Below are 25,441 nucleotides of genomic sequence, written 5' to 3'. Positions count from 1 at the left end.
CTGCCGCCGCACCCTTGGCCGGGTCGACGGCAGGTGCTCCCGCCGCCTGCGCGGCGGGCTTGACCGGATCAGCGGCCTGAGCCGGGAATCGGGCCGGGCGGGGGCCGACGGCGGGGCCTAGGTCCAATGGCGCATGGCGCGGTGGGCGGGCGCTGGGAAGAGTGGTGGTCATGGAACCTCTCGGCACCGCCCGCACCGACGCCTACCTGCGCCGCCTGGGAGCGGAGCGCCCCGCCCGGCCCACGGCCGCCTCGCTGCGCGAGCTGCACCTGTGCCACCTGCGCACGGTGCCGTTCGAGAACCTGTCGATCCACCTGGGCGAGGACCTCGTGCTCACCCGGGAGGCCGTCTTCGACAAGATCGTTACCGCCGGGCGCGGCGGCATCTGCTACGAACTGAACGCCGGATTCGCCGAGTTGCTGGGCGCACTCGGCCACCGGGTGGAACTCCTCCAGGCCCGCGTGTACGGGAAGGACGGCGTGCCGGGCATCCCGTACGACCACCTCGCGCTGCGCGTCGACGGGCGCTGGCTCGCGGACGTGGGCTTCGGCGACCACACCGCACACCCGCTCGACCTGGATGAGCCGGGGGAGCAGAAGGATCCGGCCGGGGTGTTCCTCGTCCGGCCGGCCCGGGACGACGGGGAGGGCGGTGGCGGCGACCTCGAGGTGCTGCACGACGGGGTGCCGGTGTACCGGCTGGAGACCCGCCCCCGGGTGCTCGCCGACTTCCGGACCGGCGCCTGGTGGCACCGCACCAGTCCGGAGTCCGGCTTCACCAAGGGCCCGGTCTGCTCGCGGCTCACCGAGGACGGCGGCCGGATCACCCTGCGGGACCACACCCTCATCGCCACCTCGGCGGACGGCGACCGCACGGAGGAGGAGCTGACGACCGACGAGGAGGTGCGGGCCGCCTACCGCACCGAGTTCGGCATCGTGCTCGACCGGCTGCCCGTGCCGCTGCACCCCCGGCCCTGAGCCGATCGGCCGCGGGCCCGGCGTCGCCTGCGGGCCGGACCCGCGCGAAGGGCCCCGGCCGAGAGGACTCGGACGGGGCCCCACGTGTGCTCGAGCCGGTGACGGCGGCGGTCAGCCGCCGCACTGGCACGGGGCGCCGGACTGGCAGCCGCAGCCGCAGCCCGAGCCGCAGCCGCATGCGGCGAGCAGCGGGAGGCGCAGGGGCTCCGGCCTCGGCGGCTGCTCCTGCTCCGGGGTGATGGGGACGGGGGAATCGGGCATGGTTCCTCCTCGCAGGCGGTGTACAGGGAGTCGTACTGCCTTCGCCTCATTCATGCCCAGGGCCACCGGCGCGTCAACGGCGCATTGGGGCTCGGCGTGCCCCGGGTGTCAGACCCCGTCGACCTGGGTCGGCTGCTGGAGGTCGTCCGCGTGCTCACCCGTCACCAGGTAGACGACGCGCTTGGCCACCGACACCGCGTGGTCCGCGAAGCGCTCGTAGTAGCGGCCCAGCAGCGTCACGTCCACCGCGGTCTCGATGCCGTGCTTCCAGCGGTCGTCCATCAGGTGCTGGAACAGGGTGCGGTGCAGCTGGTCCATCTCGTCGTCGTCCTGCTCCAGCTGGAGGGCGAGGTCGACGTCCTTCGTGATGATCACCTCGGCGGCCTTCGCCATCAGGCGCTGCGCCAGCTGACCCATCTCCAGGATGGTGGCGTGCAGGTCCCGCGGGACCGCCGTGTCCGGGAAGCGCAGCCGGGCGAGCTTCGCCACGTGCTGGGCCAGGTCGCCGCTGCGCTCCAGGTCGGCGCTCATGCGCAGCGAGGTGACGACGATGCGCAGGTCGGTGGCGACCGGCTGCTGGCGGGCCAGCAGGGCGATGGCACGGGCCTCCAGGTCGTGCTGGAGGTCGTCGACCTTCTGGTCGGCGGCGATGACGCTCTCGGCGAGCTTCAGGTCGGCGTCGAGCATGGACGTCGTGGCCCGCCCGATCGCGGAACCGACGAGCCGGGCCATCTCGACCAGGCCTTCTCCGATCGAGTCCAGTTCCTCGTGGTACGCGTCGCGCATGTCTCGTGTCCCTCTCTCGACCTACTACTGCTGTACTGCCCGGGGCGGGCCGGGGCGGCCTTTGGCCCCACGTTGACACGGTGAGCCGCAAACGCGTCCGACTCCGGCATCACAAGTGAATCAACCCCGTCGCCAGGGTGAACTCTGGGCGACGACTGTTCGAGGTGCCACCCGAACGGCTGTGGAAGTGTCGTCGGGCCTGCTTAACCTGGATCCATGGACGTGAACGCGGCGGTCGCCGCAGCTGCAGCGATCGCCGGTCTTTGCACCGGTGTGATCGCGATGCTGGCGTTCCGCTGGAGTGAGCGCGACCAGGCCCGCCCCACCCGGAGCTCCATGCGCCCCGACATCAATGCGGTGCTCCCGCCCGGCGTGGACACCGTCCTCTCCGTGCTCCGCTCCTCCGCCGTCGTACTGGACGAGGGCGACGCGGTGGTCAAGGCCAGCTCGGCGGCGTACGCCCTCGGCCTGGTCCGCGGCGGCAAGCTCGCCGTCGAGCCCATGCTCCACATGGCCCGTGACACCCGGCGCGACGGGGAGATACGCCAGGTGGAGCTGGACCTGCCCCGGCGCGGCACCGGCCGCGGCGAGGCCCTCGCGGTCTCGGCGCGCGTCGCCCCGCTCGGCTCCCGCCTGGTGCTCCTCCTGGTCGAGGACCTCACCGAGGCCCGCCGCATCGAGGCCGTACGCCGCGACTTCGTGGCCAACGTGTCGCACGAGCTGAAGACCCCGGTCGGGGCGATCTCCCTGCTGTCCGAGGCCGTCATGGACGCCGCGGACGACCCCGAGGCGGTCAGCCGCTTCGCGGGCCGCATGCAGATCGAGGCCACCCGGCTGATCAACCTCGTGCAGGAGCTCATCGACCTCTCCCGGGTACAGAACGACGACCCGCTGGAGGACGCCGAGCCCGTGCGCGTGGACACGCTCGTCGCCGAGGCCATCGACCGCTGCCGCCACACGGCGTCCTCGAAGCAGATCACCATGGCCGCGGGCGGCACCGCCGACCTGCGCGTCTGGGGCAACCGCGGACAGCTCGCGGCCGCCCTCGGAAATCTGGTCGAGAACGCCGTCAACTACAGCCCCGCCCGCACCCGCGTCGGCATAGCCGGGCGCAGGGTGACGGCACCTGGGGGAGACTTGATCGAGATCGCCGTGACCGACCAGGGCATCGGCATCCCGGAAAAGGACCGTGAGCGCATCTTCGAGCGCTTCTACCGCGTGGACCCCGCCCGCTCCCGTGCCACGGGAGGAACGGGCCTCGGCCTTGCGATCGTGAAGCACGTGGCGGCCTCGCACGGCGGGGAGGTGTCGGTCTGGAGCTCGGAGGGCCAGGGTTCCACCTTCACCCTGCGACTCCCCGAAGCAGCCGCGCCGGCCCCGGCGACGGCCCCCCACACCCACCCCACCCCTGCCTGAACCAGAACCGCATCAGCCATTCCTGCCCCGGAGGTCCTTCCGTGACCCGAGTGCTCGTCGTCGAGGATGAGGAATCCTTCAGCGACGCCCTGTCGTACATGCTCCGCAAGGAGGGCTTCGAGGTCGCCATCGCCGCGACCGGGCCCGACGGGCTGGACGAGTTCGAGCGCAACGGCGCCGACCTCGTCCTCCTCGACCTGATGCTGCCCGGCCTGCCCGGCACGGAGGTCTGCCGGCAGCTGCGCGGCCGCTCCAACGTTCCCGTGATCATGGTGACCGCCAAGGACAGCGAGATCGACAAGGTCGTCGGGCTGGAGATAGGAGCAGACGACTACGTCACCAAGCCCTTCTCCTCGCGGGAGCTGGTCGCCCGCATCCGCGCGGTCCTGCGCCGCCGCGGCGAGCCGGAGGAGGTCACCCCGGCGGCGCTGGAGGCCGGTCCCGTACGGATGGACGTCGACCGCCACGTGGTCACGGTGGCGGGCGGCAAGGTGGACCTCCCGCTGAAGGAGTTCGACCTGCTGGAGATGCTGCTGCGCAACGCGGGCCGCGTACTGACCCGCATGCAGCTGATCGACCGGGTCTGGGGCGCCGACTACGTCGGCGACACCAAGACCCTCGACGTCCACGTCAAGCGCCTCCGCGCCAAAATCGAGCCGGACCCGGGCGCGCCGCGCTACCTGGTGACGGTCCGCGGCCTCGGTTACAAGTTCGAGCCGTAAACCGAAGCTCCCGGCAGTACGGGAAGGGCCCCCAGCCGCTGATGCGGATGGGGGCCCTTCCCGTATGCGTACGCGGACGGTGCTACGCCGCCCTCGGGCTCAGTGGCCCGCGCTGTGCGAGGGAGAACCCGACGGCGTGCCGGCGGCGCTGCCCGAGGGGGACCCGGACGGGCCCGGGGCCGCACCGGTGGCCGCGCCCGAGGGCGAGCCGGAGGGGGTGCCGGACGGGGTGGAGCCGGCGGCCGGGGTGGCGGCCGGGGCCGCGGTCGGGCCGTAGGGCGCGTACATGCCGGTGTTGGGGACCACGAAGGCCTCCAGCTCGACGCCGCCCGTGCTGCTCAGCTGGAAGACGACCTTCTGCACTTCGCCGTCCCGGACGGCCGCGGCACCGTTCTCGATCACGGCGGAGGCGTTGCCCTTGCCGCCGATCACCACGGAGCCGAGGGCCGGCACGGTGACCTTGCCGGAGCCTTCGGCCGGCTTCAGCACGACCTTGCCCTTGCCACCCGGGAGGGTGATGCCGTCAAGGGTCTCCGCCTTGGTGCCGTTGTTGAAGAGCGTCGCCGAAACGACCGCGGGGCCCTTCTCGCCCTTCTGGCCCTGGGTGATCACCAGTGCGTTCTGGACCTCGATCTCGCCCTTGGCGGCGGCGGCGTTGTCCGGCTTGATCTGGAGGGTCTGCGCGTCCTGGCCCGCACCGCACGCGGCCAGCGAGGCGATCGAGAACACGACGGCAGTGGCGGCGAGGGCGCCGCGTCGAAGGCTGCGGCTCACGGCGGCGGCAACTCCTTGGACGAACGGAAGGGGCGGGTGGACGCTCGGAACGGCCGAGGTAAAGCCGCTCTAAGGGTGTGTCAGCGCGCTTAGGTTACCGAGCCGCCGCCCCGCCCCCGCACCCGACCCTCCGCAGCGGGGCCACCACCCGGGGAGGCCCCCCGCGATCTTGCATTCCGTTGCCGTGCGCCTTCGCGTTCACCTCGCCGATCATGTGGCGCTCGCATATCGTGCTCCGGCCACCGTTGATCAATTTCCGGATTCCGCCGAACGCCACTTCGTGATCAATTCAGGATTGGGCCGGAACCCGATCCGCACGGAGGGCCGCCAGTCGAACGGAGTAGTTCGGTTTCCCGACTCGAAAACCGGCAAAACGGGACGTACGTCACACTGATGGGGGTGCCGGGCAGGTGTAGCGTGGCCCTTTCGCCTGGTCCGCGCAGCGCCCCCGACCTGCGAATACCCCCTTCCGCAAGCCTTCCGCAGCACGTTCCTGTTGCTGTTGTCAAGCCCCGAGATGTGCCCTGACCTGCGAAAACGCCATTCATAACAGTCAGTTCTCGTGTTACCCTGGATAGCCACGGAAGGGGTACCTGTCACATGACGTTCAAGGTTGGCGACACCGTGGTCTATCCCCATCACGGGGCCGCGCTGATCGAGGCCATTGAGACTCGTCAGATCAAAGGCGTGGACAAGACCTACTTGGTGCTCAAGGTCGCCCAGGGCGACCTGACGGTTCGTGTGCCTGCGGACAATGCGGAGTTCGTCGGCGTTCGCGACGTAGTCGGCCAGGACGGGCTGGACCGGGTCTTCGAGGTGCTCCGCGCACCGTATGCAGAAGAGCCGACGAACTGGTCCCGGCGCTACAAGGCAAATCTGGAGAAGCTCGCTTCTGGCGATGTCATCAAGGTCGCCGAAGTGGTGCGTGACCTGTGGCGTCGTGAGCGCGAGCGCGGGCTCTCCGCGGGTGAGAAGCGCATGCTCGCGAAGGCACGCCAGATCCTGGTGAGCGAGCTCGCGCTCGCTGAGAACACGAACGAGGACAAGGCCGAGGCCCTCCTCGACGAGGTGCTCGCGTCCTGACGCGAGGCATCCCGTGCACAGCCTCTGTGCACAGTCTGCCGCGGTGCCCGATGACAACGTCTCTCCTCCACGAGAGACCTGTTGCCGGGCGCTGCGGCATGTCTGTATCCGCAGGCGTATCCGTACTCTTCTGCACTACCACACCGCCACCGTCTCGATGGCGTGCCGGGCCGGGCAGCCTGCTCGACCGGTCGTCACGGAAGGGGCGAGGGGTGTCGCACCCGGCACCCTTCAGGCCATACCCATGTCGGCCGAAGTCACAAACCTGGCTCGGAGCTACTGATGTCTGACGTAACGCGTCCCCACCGCACCGCCGCGGTGATCCCGGCCGCCGGCCGCGGGGTACGCCTCGGCCCCGGTGCCCCCAAGGCCCTGCGGGCCCTCGGCGGCACGCCCATGCTCGTCCACGCCGTACGCGCGATGGCCCGCTCCCGCGCGGTCTCCCTCGTCGTGGTCGTCGCCCCGCCGGCCGAGACCGCCGAGGTGCGCCTCCTCCTGGGCGAGCACGCGCTGCCCGAGAGGACCGAACTCCTCGTCGTCCCCGGCGGCGAGACCCGCCAGGAGTCCGTACGCGCCGGCCTGGACGCGCTGCCGCAGGACGTCACCTCCGTACTCATCCACGACGCGGCCCGCCCGCTCGTCCCGGTGGACACCGTGGACTCCGTCGTCGAAGCCGTACGCGACGGAGCCCCGGCCGTGGTGCCCGCGCTGCCCCTGGCCGACACGGTCAAGGAGGTCGAGCCCGGCAAGCCCGGCGAGGCCGAGCCGGTCCTCGCCACGCCCGAGCGGGCCCGGCTGCGCGCCGTGCAGACCCCTCAGGGCTTCGACCTCGCCACCCTCCTGCGGGCGCACGCCGCGATCGCCGTCGACGGCGAGGGCGCCACGGACGACGCCGGAATGGTGGAACGGCTCGGCGTCACCGTCGTGGTGATCCCCGGCCACGAGGAGGCCTTCAAGGTCACCCGCCCGCTCGACCTGGTCCTCGCAGAGGCCGTACTCGCCCGCAGGAGGGCCACCGATGGTTTCTAGTCCGCAGAGTCCGCAGAGTCCGCAGGCCCCGCTGATCCCGCTCGTCGGCATCGGCACCGACGTGCACGCCTTCGAGGCCGGCCGCGAGCTGTGGTGCGCCGGCCTGCTGTGGGAGGGCGAGGACGGCCTCGCCGGCCACTCCGACGGCGACGTCGCCGCGCACGCCGCCTGCGACGCGCTCTTCTCCGCCGCCGGCGTCGGCGACCTCGGCGCGCACTTCGGCACCTCCCGCCCCGAGTGGTCCGGCGCCGCCGGTGTCACCCTCCTGGCGGAGGCGGCCCGGATCGTCCGCGCCGAGGGCTTCGAGATCGGCAACATCGCCATCCAGGTGATCGGCGTGCGCCCGAAGATCGGCAAGCGGCGCGAAGAGGCGCAGAAGGCGCTCGCCGCCGCTGCCGGCGCCCCCGTCTCCGTATCCGGCACCACCACCGACGGCCTGGGCCTCACCGGCCGGGCCGAAGGGCTCGCCGCGATCGCCACGGCCCTCGTGTACCGGACGAACCCGGCCTGAACACCCGTAGCGACGGCACATCTTCCACAACAAAGGTGCCCCGCGTCCCCAAAGGGCGCGGGGCACTGCTACAGGCGCACTACCCTGGATGCCGTGACTATTCGCCTGTACGACACCAGCGCCCGGCAGATCCGCGACTTCACCCCGCTCACCGCGGGCTGTGTCTCGATCTACCTGTGTGGCGCCACGGTGCAGGCCGCCCCGCACATCGGGCACATCCGCTCGTACCTGAACTTCGACGTCATGCGCCGCTGGTTCGCGTACCGCGGCTACGACGTGACCTTCATCCGCAACGTCACCGACATCGACGACAAGATCATCGCCAAGGCGGCCGAACAGGGCCGCCCCTGGTGGTCCATCGGCTACGAGAACGAACTGGCCTTCAACTCCGGCTACGACGCGCTCGGCTGCCTGCGGCCCACCTACGAGCCGCGCGCCACCGGGCACGTCCCGGAGATGATCGAGATGATGCGCGGGCTCATCGAGCGCGGTCACGCGTACGAGTCCGAGGGCAACGTCTACTTCGACGTGAAGTCCTTCCCCGGCTACCTCTCGCTCTCCCGCCAGGAGCTCGACAACATCCGCCAGCCGGAGAGCACCGGCGAGACCGGCAAGCGCGACCCGCGCGACTTCGCCATGTGGAAGTCCGCCAAGCCCGGCGAGCCCTCGTGGGAGACGCCCTGGGGCCGCGGCCGTCCCGGCTGGCACCTGGAGTGCTCCGCCATGGCGCACAAGTACCTCGGCCAGGCCTTCGACATCCACGGCGGCGGGCTCGACCTGATCTTCCCGCACCACGAGAACGAGATCGCCCAGGCCCAGGCCTTCGGCGACGAGTTCGCCAAGTACTGGGTCCACAACGCCTGGGTCACCATGTCCGGCGAGAAGATGTCCAAGTCCCTCGGGAACTCCGTCCTCGTCTCCGAGATGGTCAAGCAGTGGCGTCCGATCGTCCTGCGCTACTACCTCGGCACCCCGCACTACCGGTCGATGATCGAGTACAGCGAGGAGGCACTGCGCGAGGCCGAGTCGGCCTTCGCCCGGATCGAGGGCTTCTACCAGCGGGTCATCGAGAAGGCCGGCGGCGCCGTCGAGGCCGCGGGCGAGGTCCCGCCCGCCTTCGCCGAGGCCATGGACGACGACCTGGGCGTCCCGCAGGCGCTCGCCATCGTCCACACGACCGTCCGTCAGGGCAACAGCGCGCTGGCCGCCGACGACAAGGACGCGGCCATCGCGCGCCTGTCCGAGGTGCGGGCCATGCTGGGCGTCCTCGGCCTGGACCCGCTCGACCCGCACTGGGCCGGGGAGACCGACCGCGGAGAGGACCTCCACGGCGCCGTCGACACCCTCGTGCGCCTCGTCCTCGACCAGCGCGAGTCCGCGCGGGCCCGCAAGGACTGGGCGACGGCCGACGCCATCCGCGACCAGCTCCAGCAGTCCGGCCTGGTCATCGAGGACAGCCCGACGGGCCCGCGCTGGACGCTCGGCCCCCGCTGAGCCCGGGCAGCTGAGCTTGGTGTGCTGCCCGGCGTCCCGGGCGGCACACTCTTCATACGTACATATCGCAGCATCAACGAAAACAGGTAGAAGTCATGGCCGGGAACAGCCAGCGCAGGAACCGCCGCACGTCCAACAAGAAGGGCGCGACGGTCGGCAGCGGTGGCCAGCGGCGCAAGGGCCTCGAAGGCAAGGGCCCCACGCCCAAGGCCGAGGACCGCAAGAAGCACAAGGCGAACCGCATCAGCAACGCCATCGCGCGCCAGGCCGCCAAGCGGCGCCCGGCACCCCGCCGTGGCGGCCCCAAGGGCACCAGCGAGATGGTCGTCGGCCGCAACCCGGTCTTCGAGGCGCTGCGCGACGGCGTTCCCGCCACCACCCTCTACGTCCAGCAGTTCATCGACAACGACGAGCGCGTCCGCGAGGCCCTCCAGCTCGCGGCCGAGCGCGGCAACATCAACCTGATGGAAGCCCCGCGCCCCGAGCTCGACCGCATGACCAACGGGCTCAACCACCAGGGCCTGGTCCTCCAGGTCCCGCCGTACGAGTACGCGCACCCCGAGGACCTCACCGCGGCCGCGTACGACGACGGCGACGACCCGCTGATCGTCGCCCTCGACGGTGTCACCGACCCGCGCAACCTCGGCGCGATCGTCCGCTCCGTCTCCGCCTTCGGCGGCCACGGCGTGGTCATCCCCGAGCGCCGCGCCGCCGGCATGACCGCCGGTGCCTGGAAGACCTCGGCCGGCACCGCCGCCCGTACCCCGGTCTCCCGCGTCACCAACCTGACCCGCGCCCTCCAGGACTACAAGAAGGCCGGCATCACCATCGTCGGCCTCGCGGCCGAGGGCGAGCACACGGTCAACGACCTGGAGGTGCTCGGCGGCCCGGTCGTCATCGTCGTCGGCTCCGAGGGCAAGGGCCTCGGCCGCCTCGTCGGCGAGAACTGCGACTACCTCGTGCGCATCCCGATGCCGGGCGGCGCCGAGTCCCTCAACGCCGGTGTCGCCGCGGGCGTCGTGCTCTACGAGGCGGCCCGCCGCCGCGCCGACCGCGGCCGCGTCTGATCATCCGGAGCCCCGCTCCCTTGATCCACTTGGCTCACGGAATGTGACCCGTGAGCGTGTCACCCCGCCCGTTTCGGGCGGGGTGGCTTGATCTTGACGGGTCATGGACACATCCCTGGCGTCAAGGCAGTGTCCTAAACACTGATCACTCGGTTAGATGAGTGTGGACACCAGAACGTCAGGGTTCGACGACCAGCCCGCGCTGAGCATGGTCAAGGTGCCGTGCGATCCCGCACAGGTCATCGTCAACCACGCCAGCTTCCGCGTGCGGCTCGCACCGAGCCCGAGCGCGCGTTCCAAGCCCGCCAAGGCCCCCGGCCGCGCGCCCGTCCTGGGCGGCGCCGTGGTGGCGGCCGCCGGGGCCACCCGGCGCCGCGCCCCCGTGGTCTGGAGCGGCAAGTCCGACGCCGGCGACGCCGCGGCCATGGGCGGACTGCTCCAGGCCGTACGCGAGGCCGGGCGCGGCCGCGACGCCTTCGACGGCGGCGAGTACGACGGCGGAGCCACCCAGGTCATTCCGCGCATCGACCTCGCCCACGACCTCGCCGAGGACACCCTCGCCACGCCGACCGTCATCGGCCAGCGCAGCTACGGGGACCCCGCCGAGACGCGGCCGCTGGCCGCCGTACGGGACCTGCCCCGCCAGGAGCCGCCCGGCTCCGGGCCCGGGCCGGACTCCCGGCGCTCCGCCGCCGACTCCCGCGGACAGGCCTCGTACTACCCCGGCCGCCGCATGAACCTCGGGGTCGTCCTCCTCCCGCTGCGCGTCTTCCTCGGCTTCATCTCCGTCTACGCCGGCATGGGCAAGCTGTGCGACCCCGTCTACTTCGACGGCGGCGAGCGCGGCTCCATGGTCACCTGGCTGCACACGCTCAACCCGTGGGCCCTTGCCGAGCCGCTGCGCGACTTCGCCCTCGCGCACCCGGTCGGCGCGGGCCTGAGCGTGGCCTTCCTCCAGGTCATCGTGGGCGTGCTGACGGTGTTCGGCCTGTGGCAGCGGTTCGCCGCCTGCTTCGGGGCGCTCCTGTCCGCCGCGCTGCTGATGACGGTGAGCTGGAAGACCGTCCCCGCCTACGACGCGCCCGACATCATCTACCTCGCCGCCTGGAGCCCGCTGATCATCGCGGGCGCGCCGGTCTACTCCCTCGACGGACGTCTGGCCGGCGAGGCCTGGCGCACCCTCGGGCCGCGCTCCGAGATCTGGCGGCTGCGGCGGCGCGTGCTGCGCCGCGGGGCCGTCATGGCCACCGTCGTGTGCGGGCTCACCCTGCTCGTCGGCTCGCTCCTCGGCGGCGCCGTCCGCTCCACCACCGTCGTCACCGTCCCCGGGCCCGGACAGGCCCCGACCAACTACCTGCCGGGCCGGCCGTTGCCGCAGGCCCCGGCCAGGCAGCAGCCCTCCCCGCAGCCGACCGCCAAGGCGGGGACCCCCTCGGCCTCCGCCACTCCCACCGCGCCCGCAACGAAGTCCGGCAAGGGCGCCTCGGGTGCACCGGCCCGGGAGACCGCCGGGACGGGCTCCCAGTCGCCCACCGCGACGCGGGGCACCACCAGCAGCAGGCAGCAGACCCCGCGCAGCACCCCCCGCCAGTCCACGTCGCCCCGGCAGCCGTCCTCCTCGGGCAGCTCGAACAGCGGCGGCGGGACTCCGACGAAGCAGCCCGGCCTCATCGGCGGTCTCATCGGCTGAGCCCCACCGGCGGGGATCGGTACGACGACCGGGGCCCGGCGCGCGCGAGCGTGCCGGGCCCTTCCGCGTGCGCCGGGCCGCGTGCGGAGCTCCGTACGCGGGAGGGCGGGCGGGTGGGGTGGGTGGGGTGCGCAGTGGGCGCCGCGAGCCGTGCGCGGCCTCAGGAGCCCGTCTGCGCGGCCAACTCCCGTGCGGCCTCGGTCAGGTCCTTCGCGGTGTCGATGGCCCGCCAGTAGGCCCCCTGGGGCAGCGGGAAGCCCGCCAGCCGCCGCTCGCGCGCCAGCCGCGGGAACGTCGTCCGCTCGTGGTCCCCGAAGTCAGGGAGCAGGGAGGCGAATTCGGGCCCGAAGACGTACACGCCAGCATTGACCGGATACGGCGACGGCGGAGCCTCGATGAAGTCCAGTACGTGCCCGAACTCGTTGGTCTCCACCACCCCCCACGGGATCCGCGGCCGGGCCAGCGCGAGCGTCGCCACCGCACCGCGTTCGGCGTGGAAGGCCGCCATCTCGCGCAGCGAGAAGCGGGTCCAGATGTCGCCGTTGGTCGCGTACCAGGCCAGGTCCGGGTGCGGGAGGTGCCGTGCGGCGTACTTGAGGCCGCCGCCGCGCCCCAGCGGCTCCTCCTCGACCACCGTGGTCACGCGGAGCGGCAGCCGGGCGCCGGCCAGCCAGTCCTGGAGCACCCCGGCGAGGTGCCCGCAGGAGACCACCGCGTCCGTGACCCCCTCCGCCGCCAGCCAGGCCAGCTGGTGCCCGATGATCGGCACCCCCGTCCCCGGGATCTCGACCATCGGCTTGGGGCGGTCGTCCGTGTACGGACGCAGCCGCGAACCCTGGCCGCCCGCCAGGACGACTGCCTGGGTGGGGGCGGCGGGGAACGCGGCTGCGGAGGGGGAAGAGGGGGCGGATCGGTGGTCGTCGGTCATGGCGGCCAGCGTAGGGACGCGGGGTGCGTCAGCCCATGGAGGCGACGCCTGAGGCGTACGAGGTGTCGCAGACGGGACGGGCGAAGGACTGGGCCTTCGTCGGGCCGTACGCGTCGACGGCGGCCCGCCCCAGCGCCCTGGCGATCCCCACGCAGTGCTCGGCGAGCGACGGCCGCCGGTTCACCTCCTGCTGGAGGTGCGTGAGGACGTCGTCCGGCGCCTGGCCCTGCTGCAGATCACCGACGAGCTGTTCGCGCAGCACCTCGTGCGGGGCGCGCGGCTTCGCCGGGGCGGAGACGCCCTCGGCGGAGGCGGTCAGGATCTGGGAGGAGGACGTGTCCGCCCAGGGGACCATGGTGACCGCGAGGGTCCCGGACAGGACGAGGACGACGGGCAGGACCAGGGCGAGGGAACGGCCGATACGGCGGGCAGTGTGGGTCACGAGGGCGAGAGTAGCGCTCGGTGAAGATTTGGCGACATTTAGTCACTCTGTCGAGGGACGGTTCGACGTGGCTTTTCGAATTACGGGTTGACGGGGAGGGGTGTATGGCCCGGTCTGCCGGAGTTGGGCAACGCACGGCGGAGGGGCGCCCCTTGACGGAACGCCCCTCCGGTCGTGCGCTGTTGCGGAGTGCCGGTCAGCCCGAGAGCCGCTCACCGGAGGAGGTCGAGAACACGTGGATCTCGTCGGCGCGCGGCACCACGTGCAGGCTGGAGCCCTTCTCCGGCACCTGGCGGCCGTTGACGCGGACCACGAGCTCCTGCGAGCCCTTCTCGCCCGGGGTGGAGCCGTACACGTAGCCGTCGGCGCCGAGTTCCTCGACGACGTTCACGTCGATGGTCAGGCCGCCGGTCTCGGCGAGGTCGAAGTGCTCGGGGCGCACGCCGACGGTGACGGTGCGGTCGCCGGCGTCGGCCGCGGCGGACAGCGCCTCGCGCGACACCGGGACGACGCTGTCGCCGAACTTCACGCCGCCGTCGGTGATCGGGACCTCGACCAGGTTCATGGCCGGGGAGCCGATGAAGCCGGCCACGAAGAGGTTCGCGGGACGGTCGTACATGTTGCGCGGGGTGTCGACCTGCTGCAGCAGCCCGTCCTTCAGCACGGCCACGCGGTCGCCCATCGTCATGGCCTCGACCTGGTCGTGGGTGACGTAGACGGTGGTGATGCCGAGGCGGCGCTGCAGGCCCGCGATCTGCGTACGGGTCGACACGCGGAGCTTGGCGTCCAGGTTCGACAGCGGCTCGTCCATCAGGAACACCTGCGGCTGGCGCACGATCGCGCGGCCCATCGCGACGCGCTGGCGCTGACCGCCGGAGAGCGCCTTGGGCTTGCGGTCGAGGTAGGGACGCAGGTCGAGGATGTCGGCCGCCTCCTCCACCTTCTTGCGGATGGTGGCCTTGTCCACGCCGGCGATCTTGAGCGCGAAGCCCATGTTGTCGGCGACGGACATGTGCGGGTAGAGCGCGTAGTTCTGGAACACCATCGCGATGTCCCGGTCCTTGGGCGGCAGGTGCGTGACGTCGCGGTCACCGATGCGGATGGCACCGCCGTTGACGTCCTCCAGGCCGGCGAGCATGCGCAGCGAGGTGGACTTGCCGCAGCCGGAAGGACCGACGAGGACGAGGAACTCGCCGTCCTCGATCTCCAGCTCCAGCTGGTCGACGGCGGGCTTGTCGCCGCCGGGGTACAGACGGGTCGCCTTGTCGAAAGTGACAGAAGCCATGGTGATGAATCCCTTCTACCGGCAGGAACGTGCCGGACGATCCGAGTGGAAGGAAGAATGGGTCTAGTCCAGTAACACCGAACTCCGCCCGACGCTACCTGCCCGAACGCCGTCTGTCAGCACCCTGGGCCACCGGGCTGTCGGCGTGACCTGCTTCCATGCCACCGTGACCGTCCACGAAATCCTCCCGGCCCTGCCCGACATCCCGGCCCTGCGCGACCGTTGCCGGGCGCTGGCCGTGCTGGAGGCCGTGATGGACGCCTCAGGCTTCGGCTTCTTCGCGTACGCCGCTTCCTGGTCCGAAACGGAGGAGGCGGCGCTGATGGACAACGGCTCCGGCGACGACTACGCCATCGTGTTCTCCCCGGCGGGCGCCTACGCGCGCGGTTTCGCCCACGAGTCGCGGATGAGCCCGTACGGCGACGAGGACCCGGCGGTCTGGCCCGGTCTGGTGGACGACGTGCCGCCGGCCTTCCGGCGGTACGTGACGGAGCCGGCGTTCTGCGACGAGGGCGTGCCGCGCGCGACGGTGGTGTTCTGGCGCGAGACCGGGGACGGGGCCTGGCGCGCGGGGCCGGTGGAGTTCCCTTCCGACGACCCGCACGGGTACGCCGACGGCGCGGCGGACCTCTTCGGGGTGCTGGCCGCGGGCACGCCGGAGGCCTACCGCGACTTCGCCGAGGACTACTACGAGCCCGCGCGCCCCCTGGACCTGGACGCGATCCGCCACGTCCTCGCGCTGCGCCCCCTCACGGAGGCGGTGCTCACGGCCCTGAACCCGGAGGCGGACCTCGCCGGGGTGATGCGGGCGGCGGAGCGGATCGGTTACCCGGCGGCGGGCTGACGGAGCCGGGCGGCTGTCCGGGCTTCTCAGGTGGTTTCGTCCGAGGGGGGTTCGGGTTTCGTGTGGAGGATTTCGCGGGCCTGGTCCGCGGCGCGGGCGATGCTCTCGGAGACGAAGTCGACGAAGCGGGCGATGTTCTCCAGGCGGGCGGCGGCCGGGGTGCCGTGGCCGAGGATGGTGACGCCCTGGCGTGCGGTCTCGGCGAGCAGGGCGTTGGCCCGGGCGCCGGCGATCGTCGACTGGTACATGACGTCGTCGTCGACGACGTACCGCTCGCGGCGGCGTTCGTCGCGCTCCCGGCGGATGAGGCCCTGGCTTTCGAGGAACGCGACCGCCTTGGAGATGGACGCCGGGCTGACCTGGAGGCGCTGGACGAGTTCGGACGCGGTGAGGCTGCCCGCGTCGGTCGTGTAGAGGGACGCCAGCACCCGGGCCGTCATCGTGGGCAGGCCCTGCTGTGTGAAGAGGGTCGTGAACGTCTCCTCGTACTCGCGCACGGCTTCGGCGTCGCGTCCGTGGGCCTGCTCGGGGGCCTGTGCCCCCCGGGGTGCGGGCTGCCTGCGGCGGTGGGCGCGGCGTTCGGTGGCGCGGTGGGCCAGCTCCGCGCGGTAGGCGGCGGGGCCGCCGTTGCGCATGACCTCGCGGGTGATCGTCGAGGTCGGCCGGTCGAGGCGTCTGGCGATCTCCGCGTAGGCGAGGTCGTCGGCCAGCCCCACCGCGATCTGCTGGCGTTCCTGCTGGGTGAGTCTGCCTCCCGGCATTGCGGCCTCCTTCGTGGTCCGTGGTGGGTCGAGCATAGCGTTCACTCTTCATTCATTGCAACGTGACGGGTGTCGAGTGTTGCATTGAAATCCAATCCATTGCAATGAAATACACGCTTTGAACTGCAGTGATGTCTTTCATGCGCAACGAACTCGTTGCTGAATCTGTGAATGCAACGTAGCTTTTCGTTCATCAGAAACGGTGGGCCGACAGGGTCCGCCACTGGAGAAAGAGAAGAACGATGCAGAAGTTCGCCACCGCCACCCCCGTCTCCGCCGTCCTGGACATCCCCGCGGGCCGCATCCGCTTCATCGCCGCCGACCGCACCGACACCACCGTCGAGGTCCTCCCCGCGAACGCCTCCAAGGGCCGTGACGTGAAGGCCGCGGAGCAGACCACCGTCGAGTACGCCGACGGGGTCCTGCGGATCAAGACCCCCGACGCCAAGAACCAGATCCTCGGCGCCTGCGGGTCCGTCGAGGTCACCGTGCAGCTCCCGGCCGGCTCCCGCGTCGAGGCGAAGGCGGCCAGCGCCGAGTTCCGCGGCGTCGGACGCCTCGGCGACGTCGCCTTCGAGAGCGCCGAGGGCACGGTCAAGCTCGACGAGACCGCCGCCGCCCAGCTGACGCTCATGGCCGGCGACGTGACCGTTGGACGCCTCGGCGGCCCCGCCCGGATCAGCACCCAGAAGGGCGACATCCGCGTCGCCGAGGCCGTCCACGGCGCCGTCGAGCTGCGCACCCAGGCCGGCGACGTCACCGTCGGCGCCGCCCGCGGAGTCTCCGCCAGCCTCGACGCCGGCACCGGCTACGGCCGCATCCACGACGCGCTCGACAACACCGACGGCGCCGCCGCCGGCCTCACCATCCACGCCACCACCGCCTACGGCGACATCACCGCCCGCAGCATCTGACCCGCAGCCCCTGAGGAGCACCCATCATGACCAACCTGGCCATCGCGGCGAACGGGCTGCGCAAGTCGTACGGCGACAAGGTCGTGCTCGACGGCGTCGACCTGACCGTCCCCGAAGGAACGGTCTTCTCCCTGCTCGGCCCGAACGGCGCCGGCAAGACCACCGCCGTCAAGATCCTCTCCACCCTCGTCGGCGCCGACGCCGGCGACCTGTACGTCGCCGGCCACGACCTGGCCGCCGCCCCGCAGGCGGTGCGGGCCGCGATCGGTGTCACCGGGCAGTTCTCCGCCGTCGACGGACTGATCACCGGCGAGGAGAACATGCTCCTCATGGCGGACCTGCACCACCTGTCCAAGAGCGAGGGGCGGCGGGTCGCCGCCGAGCTGCTGGAGCGCTTCGACCTGGTGGAGGCCGCGAAGAAGCCCGCCTCCACCTACTCCGGCGGCATGAAGCGCCGCCTTGACATCGCCATGACCCTGGTCGGAAGTCCGCGGATCATCTTCCTCGACGAGCCGACCACCGGCCTCGACCCGCGCTCCCGCCACACCATGTGGCAGATCATCCGCGAGCTGGTCACGGGCGGCGTCACCGTCTTCCTCACCACCCAGTACCTGGAGGAGGCCGACCAGCTCGCCGACCGCATCGCCGTGCTCAACGACGGGAAGATCGCCGCCCAGGGCACCGCCGAGGAGCTGAAGCGGATGATCCCCGGCGGACACGTGCGGCTGCGCTTCGCCGATCCGGCCACGTACCGGAGCGCCGCCCTCGCGCTGGGCGAGGTGACCCGGGACGACGAGGCCCTGGCCCTGCAGATCCCCAGCGACGGCAGCCAGCGCGAGCTCCGCGCCGTCCTCGACCGGCTGGACTCCGCCGGCATCGAGGCCGACGAACTGACCGTCCACACCCCCGACCTCGACGACGTCTTCTTCGCCCTGACCGGCGGAGCCGGCATCCCCAACCAGCCCGAGGAGGCTGTCCGATGAGCTCCTTCTCCCTCGCCGTCCGCGACTCGTCGACGATGCTGCGCCGCAACCTCCTGCACGCCCGGCGCTATCCCTCGCTCACCCTGAACCTGCTGCTCACGCCGATCATGCTGCTGCTCCTCTTCGTCTACATCTTCGGAGACGTGATGAGCGCCGGCATGGGCGGCGGCGCGGACCGCTCCGCGTACATCGCGTACGTCGTCCCGGGCATCCTGCTGATGACCGTCGGCGGCACGGTCGTCGGGACCGCGGTGTCCGTCTCCAACGACATGACCGAGGGGATCATCGCCCGCTTCCGCACCATGGCGATCCACCGCGGGTCGGTGCTCATCGGGCACGTCGTCGGCAGCGTGCTGCAGTGCGTGATGAGCGTGGTCCTCGTGGGCGCCGTCGCCGTGGCCATCGGCTTCCGGTCCACCGACGCGACCGCCCTGGAGTGGCTGGCGGCGTTCGGGCTGCTCGTGCTCTTCGCCACGGCGCTCACCTGGATCGCGGTCGGCATGGGCCTGATCAGCCCGAACGCCGAGGCCGCCAGCAACAACGCGATGCCGATGATCCTGCTGCCGCTCCTGTCCAGTGCGTTCGTCCCGGTCGACGCGATGCCGGGCTGGTTCCAGCCGGTCGCCGAGTACCAGCCCTTCACGCCGGTCATCGAGACCCTGCGCGGACTGCTGCTCGGCAGCGGGATCGGCCACAACGGGTGGCTCGCGGTCGCCTGGTGCCTGGGTCTCGCGGTGCTCGGCTACTTCTGGTCGGCCGCGAAGTTCAACGGCGACGCGAAGTAACCGGCCGGGTGACGTCTGCTGCTTTCAATGTGATGGCCCGCGCAAGAGCGGTCTGTGTAGAGTGATGGCGGCTTGCCTCCTTAGCTCAGCTGGCCAGAGCACCGCTCTTGTAAAGCGGGGGTCGTCGGTTCGAACCCGACAGGGGGCTCAGATGGATACCGGCAGGTGAGAGCCGGTACGCGCAGGCCCCCCGGTCATGATCTCCGGGGGGCCTGTACACATTTAGTACGCGTGATCCACTTGGCTAGGTCGTCACGATCGGCGCACTTCGCAGTGCCAGTGCGACCTTTCGCCCGACGTCGAGCGCGTCGGCGACTTCGTCGAGGCGGTCCGGCAGCAGGTGGCCGTAGATGTTCAGCGTCATCGACGCGTCCTTGTGGCCCAACATCGTCTGCACCACCTTCACGTCCGCGCCGGCCGCGATGGCCAGCGAGGCGGCGGTATGGCGGAGCTTGTGCGGGGTGATGCCCAAGCCCTCGAGGCCGGCATTGCGGATGGCAGGGTTGAAGATCCGATTGCGGAAGTTGTTGTACCGGAGGGGGCCGCCTTCGGGGGCGGTGAAGAGCAGCCCTCCGTGGTTCTTGCCGCGGGCCAGCGTGCCGAGCTCGTCGGCGAATGACCGGGGGAGCGGTACGGACCGCTTCTCGTGGTTCTTCACCGGCCCTATGGCCAGTTCGCCATTCACGTCCGTGTAGCTCTCGACGATCCGGATCCGCCGCTTCGGCACCTGCAGCCGGCCCACCTTGACGGCGGAGGCTTCGGCCCACCGGATCCCGCAGTAGCCCAGCGTCAGGATCAGCAGTCGGTACTCGCCGGCCGCCTCGGCCAGAGACTCCAGCTGGTCGTAGGTCAGGTAGACGTGCTCGTCCTCGTCGTCCGGCCGCGGAAGCTCGTGATCGTGACACGGGCTCGTGGAGATCCGCTTCGAGAACACGGCGTGCTTCATCGTCATCGACAGCACCCGGTACGTCTTCAGGACGCGATGGGGACCCAGGATCCTGCCCGACTTCCCGGGCTTTGTGCAGAGCTCGGTCACCCAGGCGGACACGTCCTCCCACTGAATCGCCGCGACCTGCCAGTCACCCCACTTCGGGATGACGTAGTTGTCGAGGAGCTCCCGGTAGTCCTGCCGGGTGGTCCGCCCGATCTTCCGCTTCGACGTGAACCACTCCTCGGCCACGATCTTCACCGCGGCCTTGCCGGACTTCGGATCGCGGTACGAACCCTTGTCCAGCTTGGCCGTGAGGGCGTGGACCTCGGCCTCGGCCTGCGGCAGCTTCTGGAAGGTCAGCGCCTTGCCCTTGTTGTCGGGCCCGTACCACCGGACCCGCCACCGGCCCGGCGGCTGCCGCTTGCTGCCTGCGCGCTTCGCGGCCTGCCACTTCTCCATGGCCAGCTGGTAGTCCGCGTGGGTCTCCCGATCCTCAATCCACACTCGGGCCATCGGGCCGCCTCCTTCGCGTACCGATACCCGCGGACATGATCCTGTCGTCACCCTGGGCGCTGAGCAGGCCGATCGGGCGCGAGTTCAGGAGGAAGTCCATCAGGCGGCGATCGGCCTCTTCCTCGCCCATGTCAGGGTCACCGGGCTGTAGCGGGTCCTGGCACCACGCCCAGCGCCAGGCGCTGACCACGCCGACTTCACCGGCTCCCGTGACCTCTGTCCGCGCCTCCTGCGGGATGCCGTTGGCGTCCTTCCCCCCGCGGGCGTTGGCCGGCAGGAGCAGGGTCACGGGTGAGACGCCGAGAACGACGGCCAGGGCCATCAGATCCCCTACGTCCACGCGTCGTTCGGCGCGCTCCACCTTGGCGATCGCGGAAGGCGCGATCGGGCGCCCGGCTTCGGCCAGCGCCCGAGAGAGGTCGTAGGTGGAGAGCCCACGTGCCTCGCGCAGTCGACGCACGTTCGCGGCAACCGTCTTTCCGGTCTCGTCGGTGATCTGGGTGCGGTTCCTCGGCTGCTCGGTCATGCCCAACAGCCTAATTCGCGCACTCGGATGGAGCTGTTTGGGTCCCGGGGTGTCTGCTACTGTCACTGTCATGGGTCCAATGTAGATCCATGTGAGTCGTAAAACAACTCATCCGAGGAGGGATAGTGCCCGAGGAACTCATGAGTCCGAAGCAGGTAGGGGCCGACTACGGCTTCAGCGTGCAGACGCTCCGGAATTGGCGGTACATGGAGCAGGGCCCCGACTACATCAAGTTGAGCCCCGGCAGGGGCGGCCGCATCCGGTACAAGCGGAGCGCGGTCGAGGCCTGGCTGAGCGCGCGCACCGTGAGCGGGGGCGCCGCAGCATGAGCGAGAACGCAGAAACGCCCCGGCTGGTATCCGGGGCGTTTCAGGAAGTCTCCGCGGCTGGCGGTTCGACTACGCCCAGCTTGCCACAGGAGCCAGCCGCACGGGTACCCGGCGCGTGGCCCACGCTGCCACCGATCACCAGCTGGCCCGAGTACGGCACCCCCGAGTTCTACGCCGCCGACCCGTTCAGCCGCGAGAAGCGGTTCAGCGTGTTCGTGGCCGCCGAGCAGTGGCGGCTACAGGGCGTCGCCCTCGACGAGCTCGACGACGTCGAGTGGTACGTCCACACCTTCGGAGACGCCCGCCGTATGGCCGCACAGATCCTCGCCGCCACCAACCGCATCCGCGGCTTCCAGGAGATCCGGGAAGCCCGCCAGGTGAAGCGCGCGCCACACGTCCTCACGGCCACCCCCGGATGGCCGCCCATCCGTATCCCCGGCAGTAACGGCCGCTACCTCACCTACAACGACCAACGCCAGGAGGCGGCATGAATGAAACCCTCGCCGCCGAGGCGGACACGGAGCCGTCCCCCACCGGCCGCCCATGGCCGACGCTTGGCGGCCTCGCCTATCACGGCCTCGCTGGCCACATCGTCGACACAATCCTCCCGCACACCGAAGCCGACCCGGCCGCAATGCTCTTCACCCTCTACAGCGCAGCTGGGGCGATGATCGGCAAGGGCCCGCACATCCTCACGGGCGGCGTACATCACGGTGCCCGGGTCTGGTCCCTGATCATCGGCCGCACCGCCGGCGGTGTGAAAGGCACGTCCTACGCCGAGACGCGTCGAGTCTTCCGGTACGCCGACGAGACGTTCAGCGCCGATCGGGTGATGAGCGGCTTGTCCTCGGCCGAGGGCCTCATTACGCAGGTACGGGACCCGCACGGCGATCCCGACTCTGACAACTACGACGAGGGCGTAGAAGACAAGCGCCTACTGATCATCGAGTCTGAGTTCGCGTCGGTCCTCGCGCAGGGCAAGCGGGAGGGCAACACGCTCCTTCCGCTCATCCGGCAGGCGTGGGATGGCGGGACGCTTCGCACGATGACCGTGAAGCCGAAGGTGGCGACCGAGCCGCACATCGGCATCGTCGGCCACATCACGCCGACCGAACTGCGGGTGAAGCTGAACGAGGCCGAGCGGGCCGGCGGCACCATGAACCGCTTCCTTCCCGTCCTGTCCCGGCGGTCCAAGCTCCTCCCGGACGGCGGGGAGCTCGTCGAGGCGGACCTGAAGGCCCTGGGGACAGAGCTGGCTGCCGTCATCGACAAGGCCCGCGGCGTAGGTCGGATGCGCCGCAGCGTCGCCGCTGCCGAGCACTGGCGCGAGGTCTACGCCCGCCTGGCCGCCGACCACGCCGGCGACGGCCCCGTCGCCCAGGTCGTGGCCCGAGCCGCCCCCCAGGTACTCCGCCTGTCTGTCACGGCCGCACTTCTCGACGGCCACGACTACGTGGACCTTGCCCACCTGCAGGCAGCCGAGGCCATGTGGGACTACGCCGAAGACTCCGCCTGGTACGTGTTCGGCGGGGGGTCGGGCAACCCGGATCTCGACCGACTGCGGACCTTCATCGACGCCGGCGACGGCGCCTGGGTGTCGCGTACAGCGATCACCGCGCAGTGCTTCGGCCGCAACAAGAAGGCCGGGCAGATCGACGCTCTCGTCGAGGAGCTCCTGAAGATTCCCGGCTACGAGGAGTCACAGCGCCCGACGGGAGGGAGGCCGGTGAAGGAGTACCGACGAAAGAAGCCCAACTAACGAAGTAAGTCGCTGACCTGCGCAAACGCGAGATGACTTCGGGGACTTAGTTCGTAGCTACGCATTAAGTCCCTCCATCCAAAGCCCTCTGACCAGCTTCTTTCGTTCCTTCGGCTTCTTTCGTACCCGCCCCCAAGACCCACCCCTGCATCACTAGGAGTAGCCATGCCCCGCCCCCGGCGACGCCTCCCCCTCGTCTGCACGGCATGTGGGGGAGGGGTACGCCGGGGGCGCTACCGGACCTGCCCTCGGGGGTGCGGGGCCAAGCTCCACACCATGCCCAGCGGCCCATGCATGGACGCACACGCCCCCATCTGTCCCAACCACACACCCCACCCCCTATCGCTGGAGGAGCAGTGAACGCTGACGACGTCGTACAGCAACGCATAACGGCTGCAGCACGCAAACGACAGACAGCCAAGAGGCAGCGCGAGGAGCTCGCAGCAGCACGCAAGCACGGCCTGACAGCCCGACACAGGGCCAAGCTCGCCCTCGTCCGCACCACCGAACAGACCGCCATGAGCATCGCTCTGGCCGCGCTGAGGCGGGACCATCAGGGTGTGGCCCTCCTGATGGCCTCCATGCCGCCCCAACAGGCCCTGCAGGCCGCCTCAGTGGCCCTCGGAGCCGTCTCAGAGCTCGCTCTGGCCGCCTCTCCAGACCGAATTCGGACCGCTCAAGAGGCGATGCGTGAGGTCGAATCCCTCCCCTCGGGGGGAGGGGAGTCGGAATCATGAAACAAGATCGCCTGGACAGCGCCGCGGTGAGCTCGGAACGCGCGCGCTCAGAATTTTCACCAGGGGGTCACAGGTCTATGACCAGCACTTATCCGAAATGGAGGCAGTCATGAGGGTCAAGGCGATCGACGGTAGGGAGGCGGCCGGTGTTCGGCTGCTGACGTTCGTGGTGGAGCACGCGGATCCGGAGGCGCTGCCGGCGGGTGGCTGGGTGTCGGAGGCTTCGGCGGGCCGGCTGATGGACGCGGAGGGCGGTGTCTGGTTCGTCGCCGAGGGCGGGCAGGGCGTCACGCGCCTCAAGTACCTGTCCTGCGGGTGCGCGTGTCCGGAGCTGACGACATACCAGGATGGTGCGGAGATCTTCCGCGAAGTGGCTCCTACCAGCTAAAATGATCTCAGGTTGATCGACGGCCAGGTCATGTCTCGTCGGCAGCTTGTTCCGGTAGCAGGGAAGCCAGGGGCGAGAGCGGCGGCCATCGGGGAAACCCGCCCGCCAAGTCGCCCGCCCCGGCCGCCCTCCTGGTGCAGCGCCGGCCGTTCATGTCGTCCGCCCAGTTCGGCACCGCCCGGACCCTCCGTTGCAGGCCCGCCAGCACGCCTTGTGCGGCCAGCCTCCGGACGTGCGGGAAGTAACCACTACTTCCTGAGGACGAACACCATGAGCGACAGCATCGAACTTCTCAAGGCTGAAATGCGTACCACCGCCGACGCCGCGCGGGCAATCGTGGATGCGGCCGACGGCGCCAAGCGTGACCTGACCGACGAAGAAGCCGCGCAGGTCGCGGCTCACGTAAAGCAGGTCCGGGGCCTGATGGACCGCGTGACGCTGGCTGCGAACCAGGAGAAGGCGAAGGACGGCGGCGCCGGCTTCCGCGAAGAGCTGAGCAAGCTCGGCGACAGCATCGCCCGCCCGTCCGCCATGAAGACGGGGAACCTGCACCCGCGCGTGAAGGCCGCGGGTGGCTCCGACTGGGGCGACAAGGTCCTGCGTGCCGTATCCGGCCCCGAGGGCTACAAGGGTCTCCTGTCGGGCGGCGCTGTACCGCTGACGGTCCCCCTGGACTCGGAGCCGGTGCGTATCGGTGTGCCCGCGCTGGTGCTGCGGCAGCTCATCCCGACCGTCTCCGGACCGTCCCGCTTCTCGTACCTGCGTCAGACGGTTCGCACCAACAACGCCGCCGTGGTTGCCCGCGGCGCTCTGAAGCCCACGAGCGTTTTCACGATGACCCGCGTCGACGATCGGACGCGGACGATCGCGCACCTGTCGGAGGCGATCTCTCGCCAGGACCTGCGCGACCAGTCGTCGCTGCAGCGGTTCCTCGACGTCGAGATGCGGCTCGGTGTGGAACAGGCTCTCGAGGCGCAGATCATCAACGGGTCCGGGTCGGGCGAGAACATGACCGGCATCGCGAACGTTTCCGGCAGCCAGGCGCAGGCCTGGGACACGGACATTCTCACCACCACCCGCAAGGCCAAGACGAAGCTCGAAGTGTTGTCCTTCTCGGACGGGGCGGCCTACGTGGTCCACCCGAACGACTGGGAGACGATCGAGCTCCTTGCCGACAACGAGGCGCAGTACTACCTGGGCGGTCCTGTGCAGACGGTCGACGTGACGTCGCGCCGACTGTGGGGCCTGCCGGTGGTGACGACGACGGCGCAGACCGCGGGTGTTGCGCACCTGGCGAACTTCAAGCTCGCGACCGAGCTGCAGATCGCCGAGGATCTTCGCCTCGACTGGAGCGAGAACACCTATGACCCGGACGGGGTCAGCGCGGGTGTGGGCGCCTCGGACTTCCAGCGGAACATGATCCGCTTCCGTGCGGAGATGGACGCCGGGCTAAAGATCTACCAGCCCTCGGCGATCGTCGAAATCGACCTGACCGCGTAAGGGGCT

Annotated in this window: 28 protein-coding genes and 1 tRNA gene; 20 read left to right on the top strand and 9 right to left on the bottom strand. The window is 70.4% G+C overall.

All coding sequences use genetic code 11. The features are described 5' to 3' along the window. Positions 1–170 precede the first annotated feature (170 nt). A complete protein-coding gene (locus OG472_RS21460; protein ID WP_405830819.1) occupies positions 171–977 on the top strand; it encodes an arylamine N-acetyltransferase in 807 nt (268 codons plus the stop codon). Positions 978–1,088: 111 nt separating this feature from the next. On the opposite strand, the gene OG472_RS21455 is transcribed toward OG472_RS21460, so the two are convergent. Together OG472_RS21455 and phoU are read right to left on the bottom strand one after the other, a co-directional pair. Next, positions 1,089–1,238 (bottom strand): hypothetical protein, encoded by a 150-nt coding sequence (locus tag OG472_RS21455; protein WP_167344738.1) that lies wholly within the window; start codon positions 1,236–1,238, stop codon positions 1,089–1,091. A 108-nt stretch (positions 1,239–1,346) separates the two neighbouring features. After that, positions 1,347–2,024 carry a phosphate signaling complex protein PhoU gene (gene phoU, locus OG472_RS21450; protein WP_030387284.1) on the bottom strand — a complete coding sequence of 226 codons (678 nt, stop codon included), beginning with the start codon at positions 2,022–2,024 and terminating at the stop codon, positions 1,347–1,349. A gap of 216 nt (positions 2,025–2,240) precedes the next feature. Here phoU and OG472_RS21445 point away from each other — a divergent pair, with 216 nt between their 5' ends. Further along, positions 2,241–3,440 (top strand): sensor histidine kinase, encoded by a 1,200-nt coding sequence (locus OG472_RS21445; protein WP_383569689.1) that lies wholly within the window; start codon positions 2,241–2,243, stop codon positions 3,438–3,440. A gap of 41 nt (positions 3,441–3,481) precedes the next feature. Beyond that, positions 3,482–4,162 (top strand): response regulator transcription factor, encoded by a 681-nt coding sequence (locus OG472_RS21440; RefSeq protein ID WP_030387286.1) that lies wholly within the window; start codon positions 3,482–3,484, stop codon positions 4,160–4,162. A 99-nt stretch (positions 4,163–4,261) separates the two neighbouring features. Here the strand turns inward: OG472_RS21440 and OG472_RS21435 are convergent, their stop codons facing one another. Then, positions 4,262–4,936, bottom strand: coding sequence for a DUF461 domain-containing protein (locus OG472_RS21435; RefSeq protein WP_405830816.1), 675 nt, complete (start codon positions 4,934–4,936; stop codon positions 4,262–4,264). 600 nt (positions 4,937–5,536) lie between these two features. On the opposite strand from OG472_RS21435, the gene OG472_RS21430 reads away from it, so the two are divergent. The 6 genes from OG472_RS21430 to OG472_RS21405 all read left to right on the top strand — a co-directional run bounded on the left by OG472_RS21430 (position 5,537) and on the right by OG472_RS21405 (position 11,810). Then, entirely contained in the window at positions 5,537–6,019 is a 483-nt protein-coding gene (locus OG472_RS21430; RefSeq protein WP_003953493.1) for a CarD family transcriptional regulator, read from the top strand. 282 nt (positions 6,020–6,301) lie between these two features. After that, positions 6,302–7,048: a 2-C-methyl-D-erythritol 4-phosphate cytidylyltransferase gene (gene ispD / locus OG472_RS21425; protein ID WP_405830815.1), complete on the top strand. Its 747-nt coding sequence runs from the start codon at positions 6,302–6,304 to the stop codon at positions 7,046–7,048. After that, complete coding sequence (gene ispF / locus OG472_RS21420; protein WP_405830814.1) at positions 7,038–7,559, top strand: 2-C-methyl-D-erythritol 2,4-cyclodiphosphate synthase; 522 nt, start codon at positions 7,038–7,040, stop codon at positions 7,557–7,559. The genes ispD and ispF overlap by 11 nt, the downstream gene beginning before the upstream one ends. Before the next feature lie 93 nt (positions 7,560–7,652). Further along, positions 7,653–9,053 carry a cysteine--tRNA ligase gene (cysS, locus tag OG472_RS21415; RefSeq protein ID WP_401608036.1) on the top strand — a complete coding sequence of 467 codons (1,401 nt, stop codon included), beginning with the start codon at positions 7,653–7,655 and terminating at the stop codon, positions 9,051–9,053. A gap of 95 nt (positions 9,054–9,148) precedes the next feature. Further along, positions 9,149–10,120, top strand: a complete 972-nt coding sequence (gene rlmB / locus OG472_RS21410) for a 23S rRNA (guanosine(2251)-2'-O)-methyltransferase RlmB (protein ID WP_383569703.1) — start codon at positions 9,149–9,151, stop codon at positions 10,118–10,120. Between the two features lie 157 nt (positions 10,121–10,277). Then, a complete protein-coding gene (locus tag OG472_RS21405) occupies positions 10,278–11,810 on the top strand; it encodes a DoxX family membrane protein (protein ID WP_405830811.1) in 1,533 nt (510 codons plus the stop codon). A gap of 160 nt (positions 11,811–11,970) precedes the next feature. Here OG472_RS21405 and OG472_RS21400 read toward each other — a convergent pair whose 3' ends face one another. The 3 genes from OG472_RS21400 to OG472_RS21390 form a co-directional block, all read right to left on the bottom strand. Continuing rightward, positions 11,971–12,738: an NDP-sugar synthase gene (locus OG472_RS21400; RefSeq protein WP_401608040.1), complete on the bottom strand. Its 768-nt coding sequence runs from the start codon at positions 12,736–12,738 to the stop codon at positions 11,971–11,973. Between the two features lie 28 nt (positions 12,739–12,766). Then, positions 12,767–13,180, bottom strand: a complete 414-nt coding sequence (locus OG472_RS21395) for a hypothetical protein (RefSeq protein ID WP_383569711.1) — start codon at positions 13,178–13,180, stop codon at positions 12,767–12,769. A 196-nt stretch (positions 13,181–13,376) separates the two neighbouring features. After that, positions 13,377–14,465, bottom strand: coding sequence for a sn-glycerol-3-phosphate ABC transporter ATP-binding protein UgpC (locus OG472_RS21390; RefSeq protein WP_361753234.1), 1,089 nt, complete (start codon positions 14,463–14,465; stop codon positions 13,377–13,379). A gap of 166 nt (positions 14,466–14,631) precedes the next feature. Here OG472_RS21390 and OG472_RS21385 point away from each other — a divergent pair, with 166 nt between their 5' ends. After that, on the top strand, positions 14,632–15,309 hold the full coding sequence (locus tag OG472_RS21385; protein ID WP_405830808.1) for a hypothetical protein: 678 nt from the start codon (positions 14,632–14,634) through the stop codon (positions 15,307–15,309). A gap of 26 nt (positions 15,310–15,335) precedes the next feature. Here the strand turns inward: OG472_RS21385 and OG472_RS21380 are convergent, their stop codons facing one another. Continuing rightward, positions 15,336–16,070 (bottom strand): helix-turn-helix domain-containing protein, encoded by a 735-nt coding sequence (locus OG472_RS21380; RefSeq protein ID WP_405830806.1) that lies wholly within the window; start codon positions 16,068–16,070, stop codon positions 15,336–15,338. A 242-nt stretch (positions 16,071–16,312) separates the two neighbouring features. On the opposite strand from OG472_RS21380, the gene OG472_RS21375 reads away from it, so the two are divergent. The 4 genes from OG472_RS21375 (at position 16,313) to OG472_RS21360 (ending at position 18,900) form a co-directional block, all read left to right on the top strand. After that, on the top strand, positions 16,313–16,984 hold the full coding sequence (locus OG472_RS21375; RefSeq protein WP_405830805.1) for a DUF4097 family beta strand repeat-containing protein: 672 nt from the start codon (positions 16,313–16,315) through the stop codon (positions 16,982–16,984). A 26-nt stretch (positions 16,985–17,010) separates the two neighbouring features. Beyond that, complete coding sequence (locus OG472_RS21370; RefSeq protein WP_405830803.1) at positions 17,011–17,967, top strand: ATP-binding cassette domain-containing protein; 957 nt, start codon at positions 17,011–17,013, stop codon at positions 17,965–17,967. Further along, positions 17,964–18,752 carry an ABC transporter permease gene (locus OG472_RS21365; RefSeq protein ID WP_401608053.1) on the top strand — a complete coding sequence of 263 codons (789 nt, stop codon included), beginning with the start codon at positions 17,964–17,966 and terminating at the stop codon, positions 18,750–18,752. Before OG472_RS21370 ends, OG472_RS21365 begins: the two co-directional genes overlap by 4 nt. 74 nt (positions 18,753–18,826) lie before the next feature. After that, positions 18,827–18,900, top strand: a tRNA-Thr gene (locus OG472_RS21360). 96 nt (positions 18,901–18,996) lie between these two features. Here the strand turns inward: OG472_RS21360 and OG472_RS21355 are convergent. Continuing rightward, the gene (locus tag OG472_RS21355) at positions 18,997–20,196 is read right to left on the bottom strand and encodes a tyrosine-type recombinase/integrase (RefSeq protein ID WP_405830802.1); all 1,200 of its coding nucleotides are present in this window, start codon (positions 20,194–20,196) and stop codon (positions 18,997–18,999) included. Continuing rightward, positions 20,177–20,722, bottom strand: a complete 546-nt coding sequence (locus OG472_RS21350) for a helix-turn-helix domain-containing protein (RefSeq protein WP_405830800.1) — start codon at positions 20,720–20,722, stop codon at positions 20,177–20,179. Before OG472_RS21350 ends, OG472_RS21355 begins: the two co-directional genes overlap by 20 nt. A gap of 140 nt (positions 20,723–20,862) precedes the next feature. On the opposite strand from OG472_RS21350, the gene OG472_RS21345 reads away from it, so the two are divergent. The 6 genes from OG472_RS21345 (at position 20,863) to OG472_RS21320 (ending at position 25,435) form a co-directional block, all read left to right on the top strand. Beyond that, positions 20,863–21,051, top strand: coding sequence for a helix-turn-helix transcriptional regulator (locus tag OG472_RS21345; RefSeq protein WP_405830798.1), 189 nt, complete (start codon positions 20,863–20,865; stop codon positions 21,049–21,051). Between the two features lie 80 nt (positions 21,052–21,131). After that, positions 21,132–21,542, top strand: coding sequence for a hypothetical protein (locus tag OG472_RS21340; RefSeq protein ID WP_405830796.1), 411 nt, complete (start codon positions 21,132–21,134; stop codon positions 21,540–21,542). Then, the gene (locus OG472_RS21335) at positions 21,539–22,810 is read left to right on the top strand and encodes a hypothetical protein (RefSeq protein WP_405830794.1); all 1,272 of its coding nucleotides are present in this window, start codon (positions 21,539–21,541) and stop codon (positions 22,808–22,810) included. The genes OG472_RS21340 and OG472_RS21335 overlap by 4 nt, the downstream gene beginning before the upstream one ends. A gap of 356 nt (positions 22,811–23,166) precedes the next feature. After that, on the top strand, positions 23,167–23,547 hold the full coding sequence (locus OG472_RS21330; protein ID WP_405830792.1) for a hypothetical protein: 381 nt from the start codon (positions 23,167–23,169) through the stop codon (positions 23,545–23,547). A 109-nt stretch (positions 23,548–23,656) separates the two neighbouring features. Beyond that, positions 23,657–23,935 (top strand): hypothetical protein, encoded by a 279-nt coding sequence (locus OG472_RS21325; RefSeq protein WP_405830791.1) that lies wholly within the window; start codon positions 23,657–23,659, stop codon positions 23,933–23,935. Positions 23,936–24,205: 270 nt separating this feature from the next. Beyond that, positions 24,206–25,435, top strand: coding sequence for a phage major capsid protein (locus OG472_RS21320; RefSeq protein WP_405830790.1), 1,230 nt, complete (start codon positions 24,206–24,208; stop codon positions 25,433–25,435). The last annotated feature ends 6 nt before the right edge of the window (positions 25,436–25,441 follow it).

This window comes from Streptomyces sp. NBC_00207 (assembly GCF_045160965.1).
GTDB lineage: Bacteria > Actinomycetota > Actinomycetes > Streptomycetales > Streptomycetaceae > Streptomyces.
The sequence above is the reverse complement of the archived record's forward strand: the minus strand, read 5'-3'. Positions and strand labels throughout refer to the sequence as shown.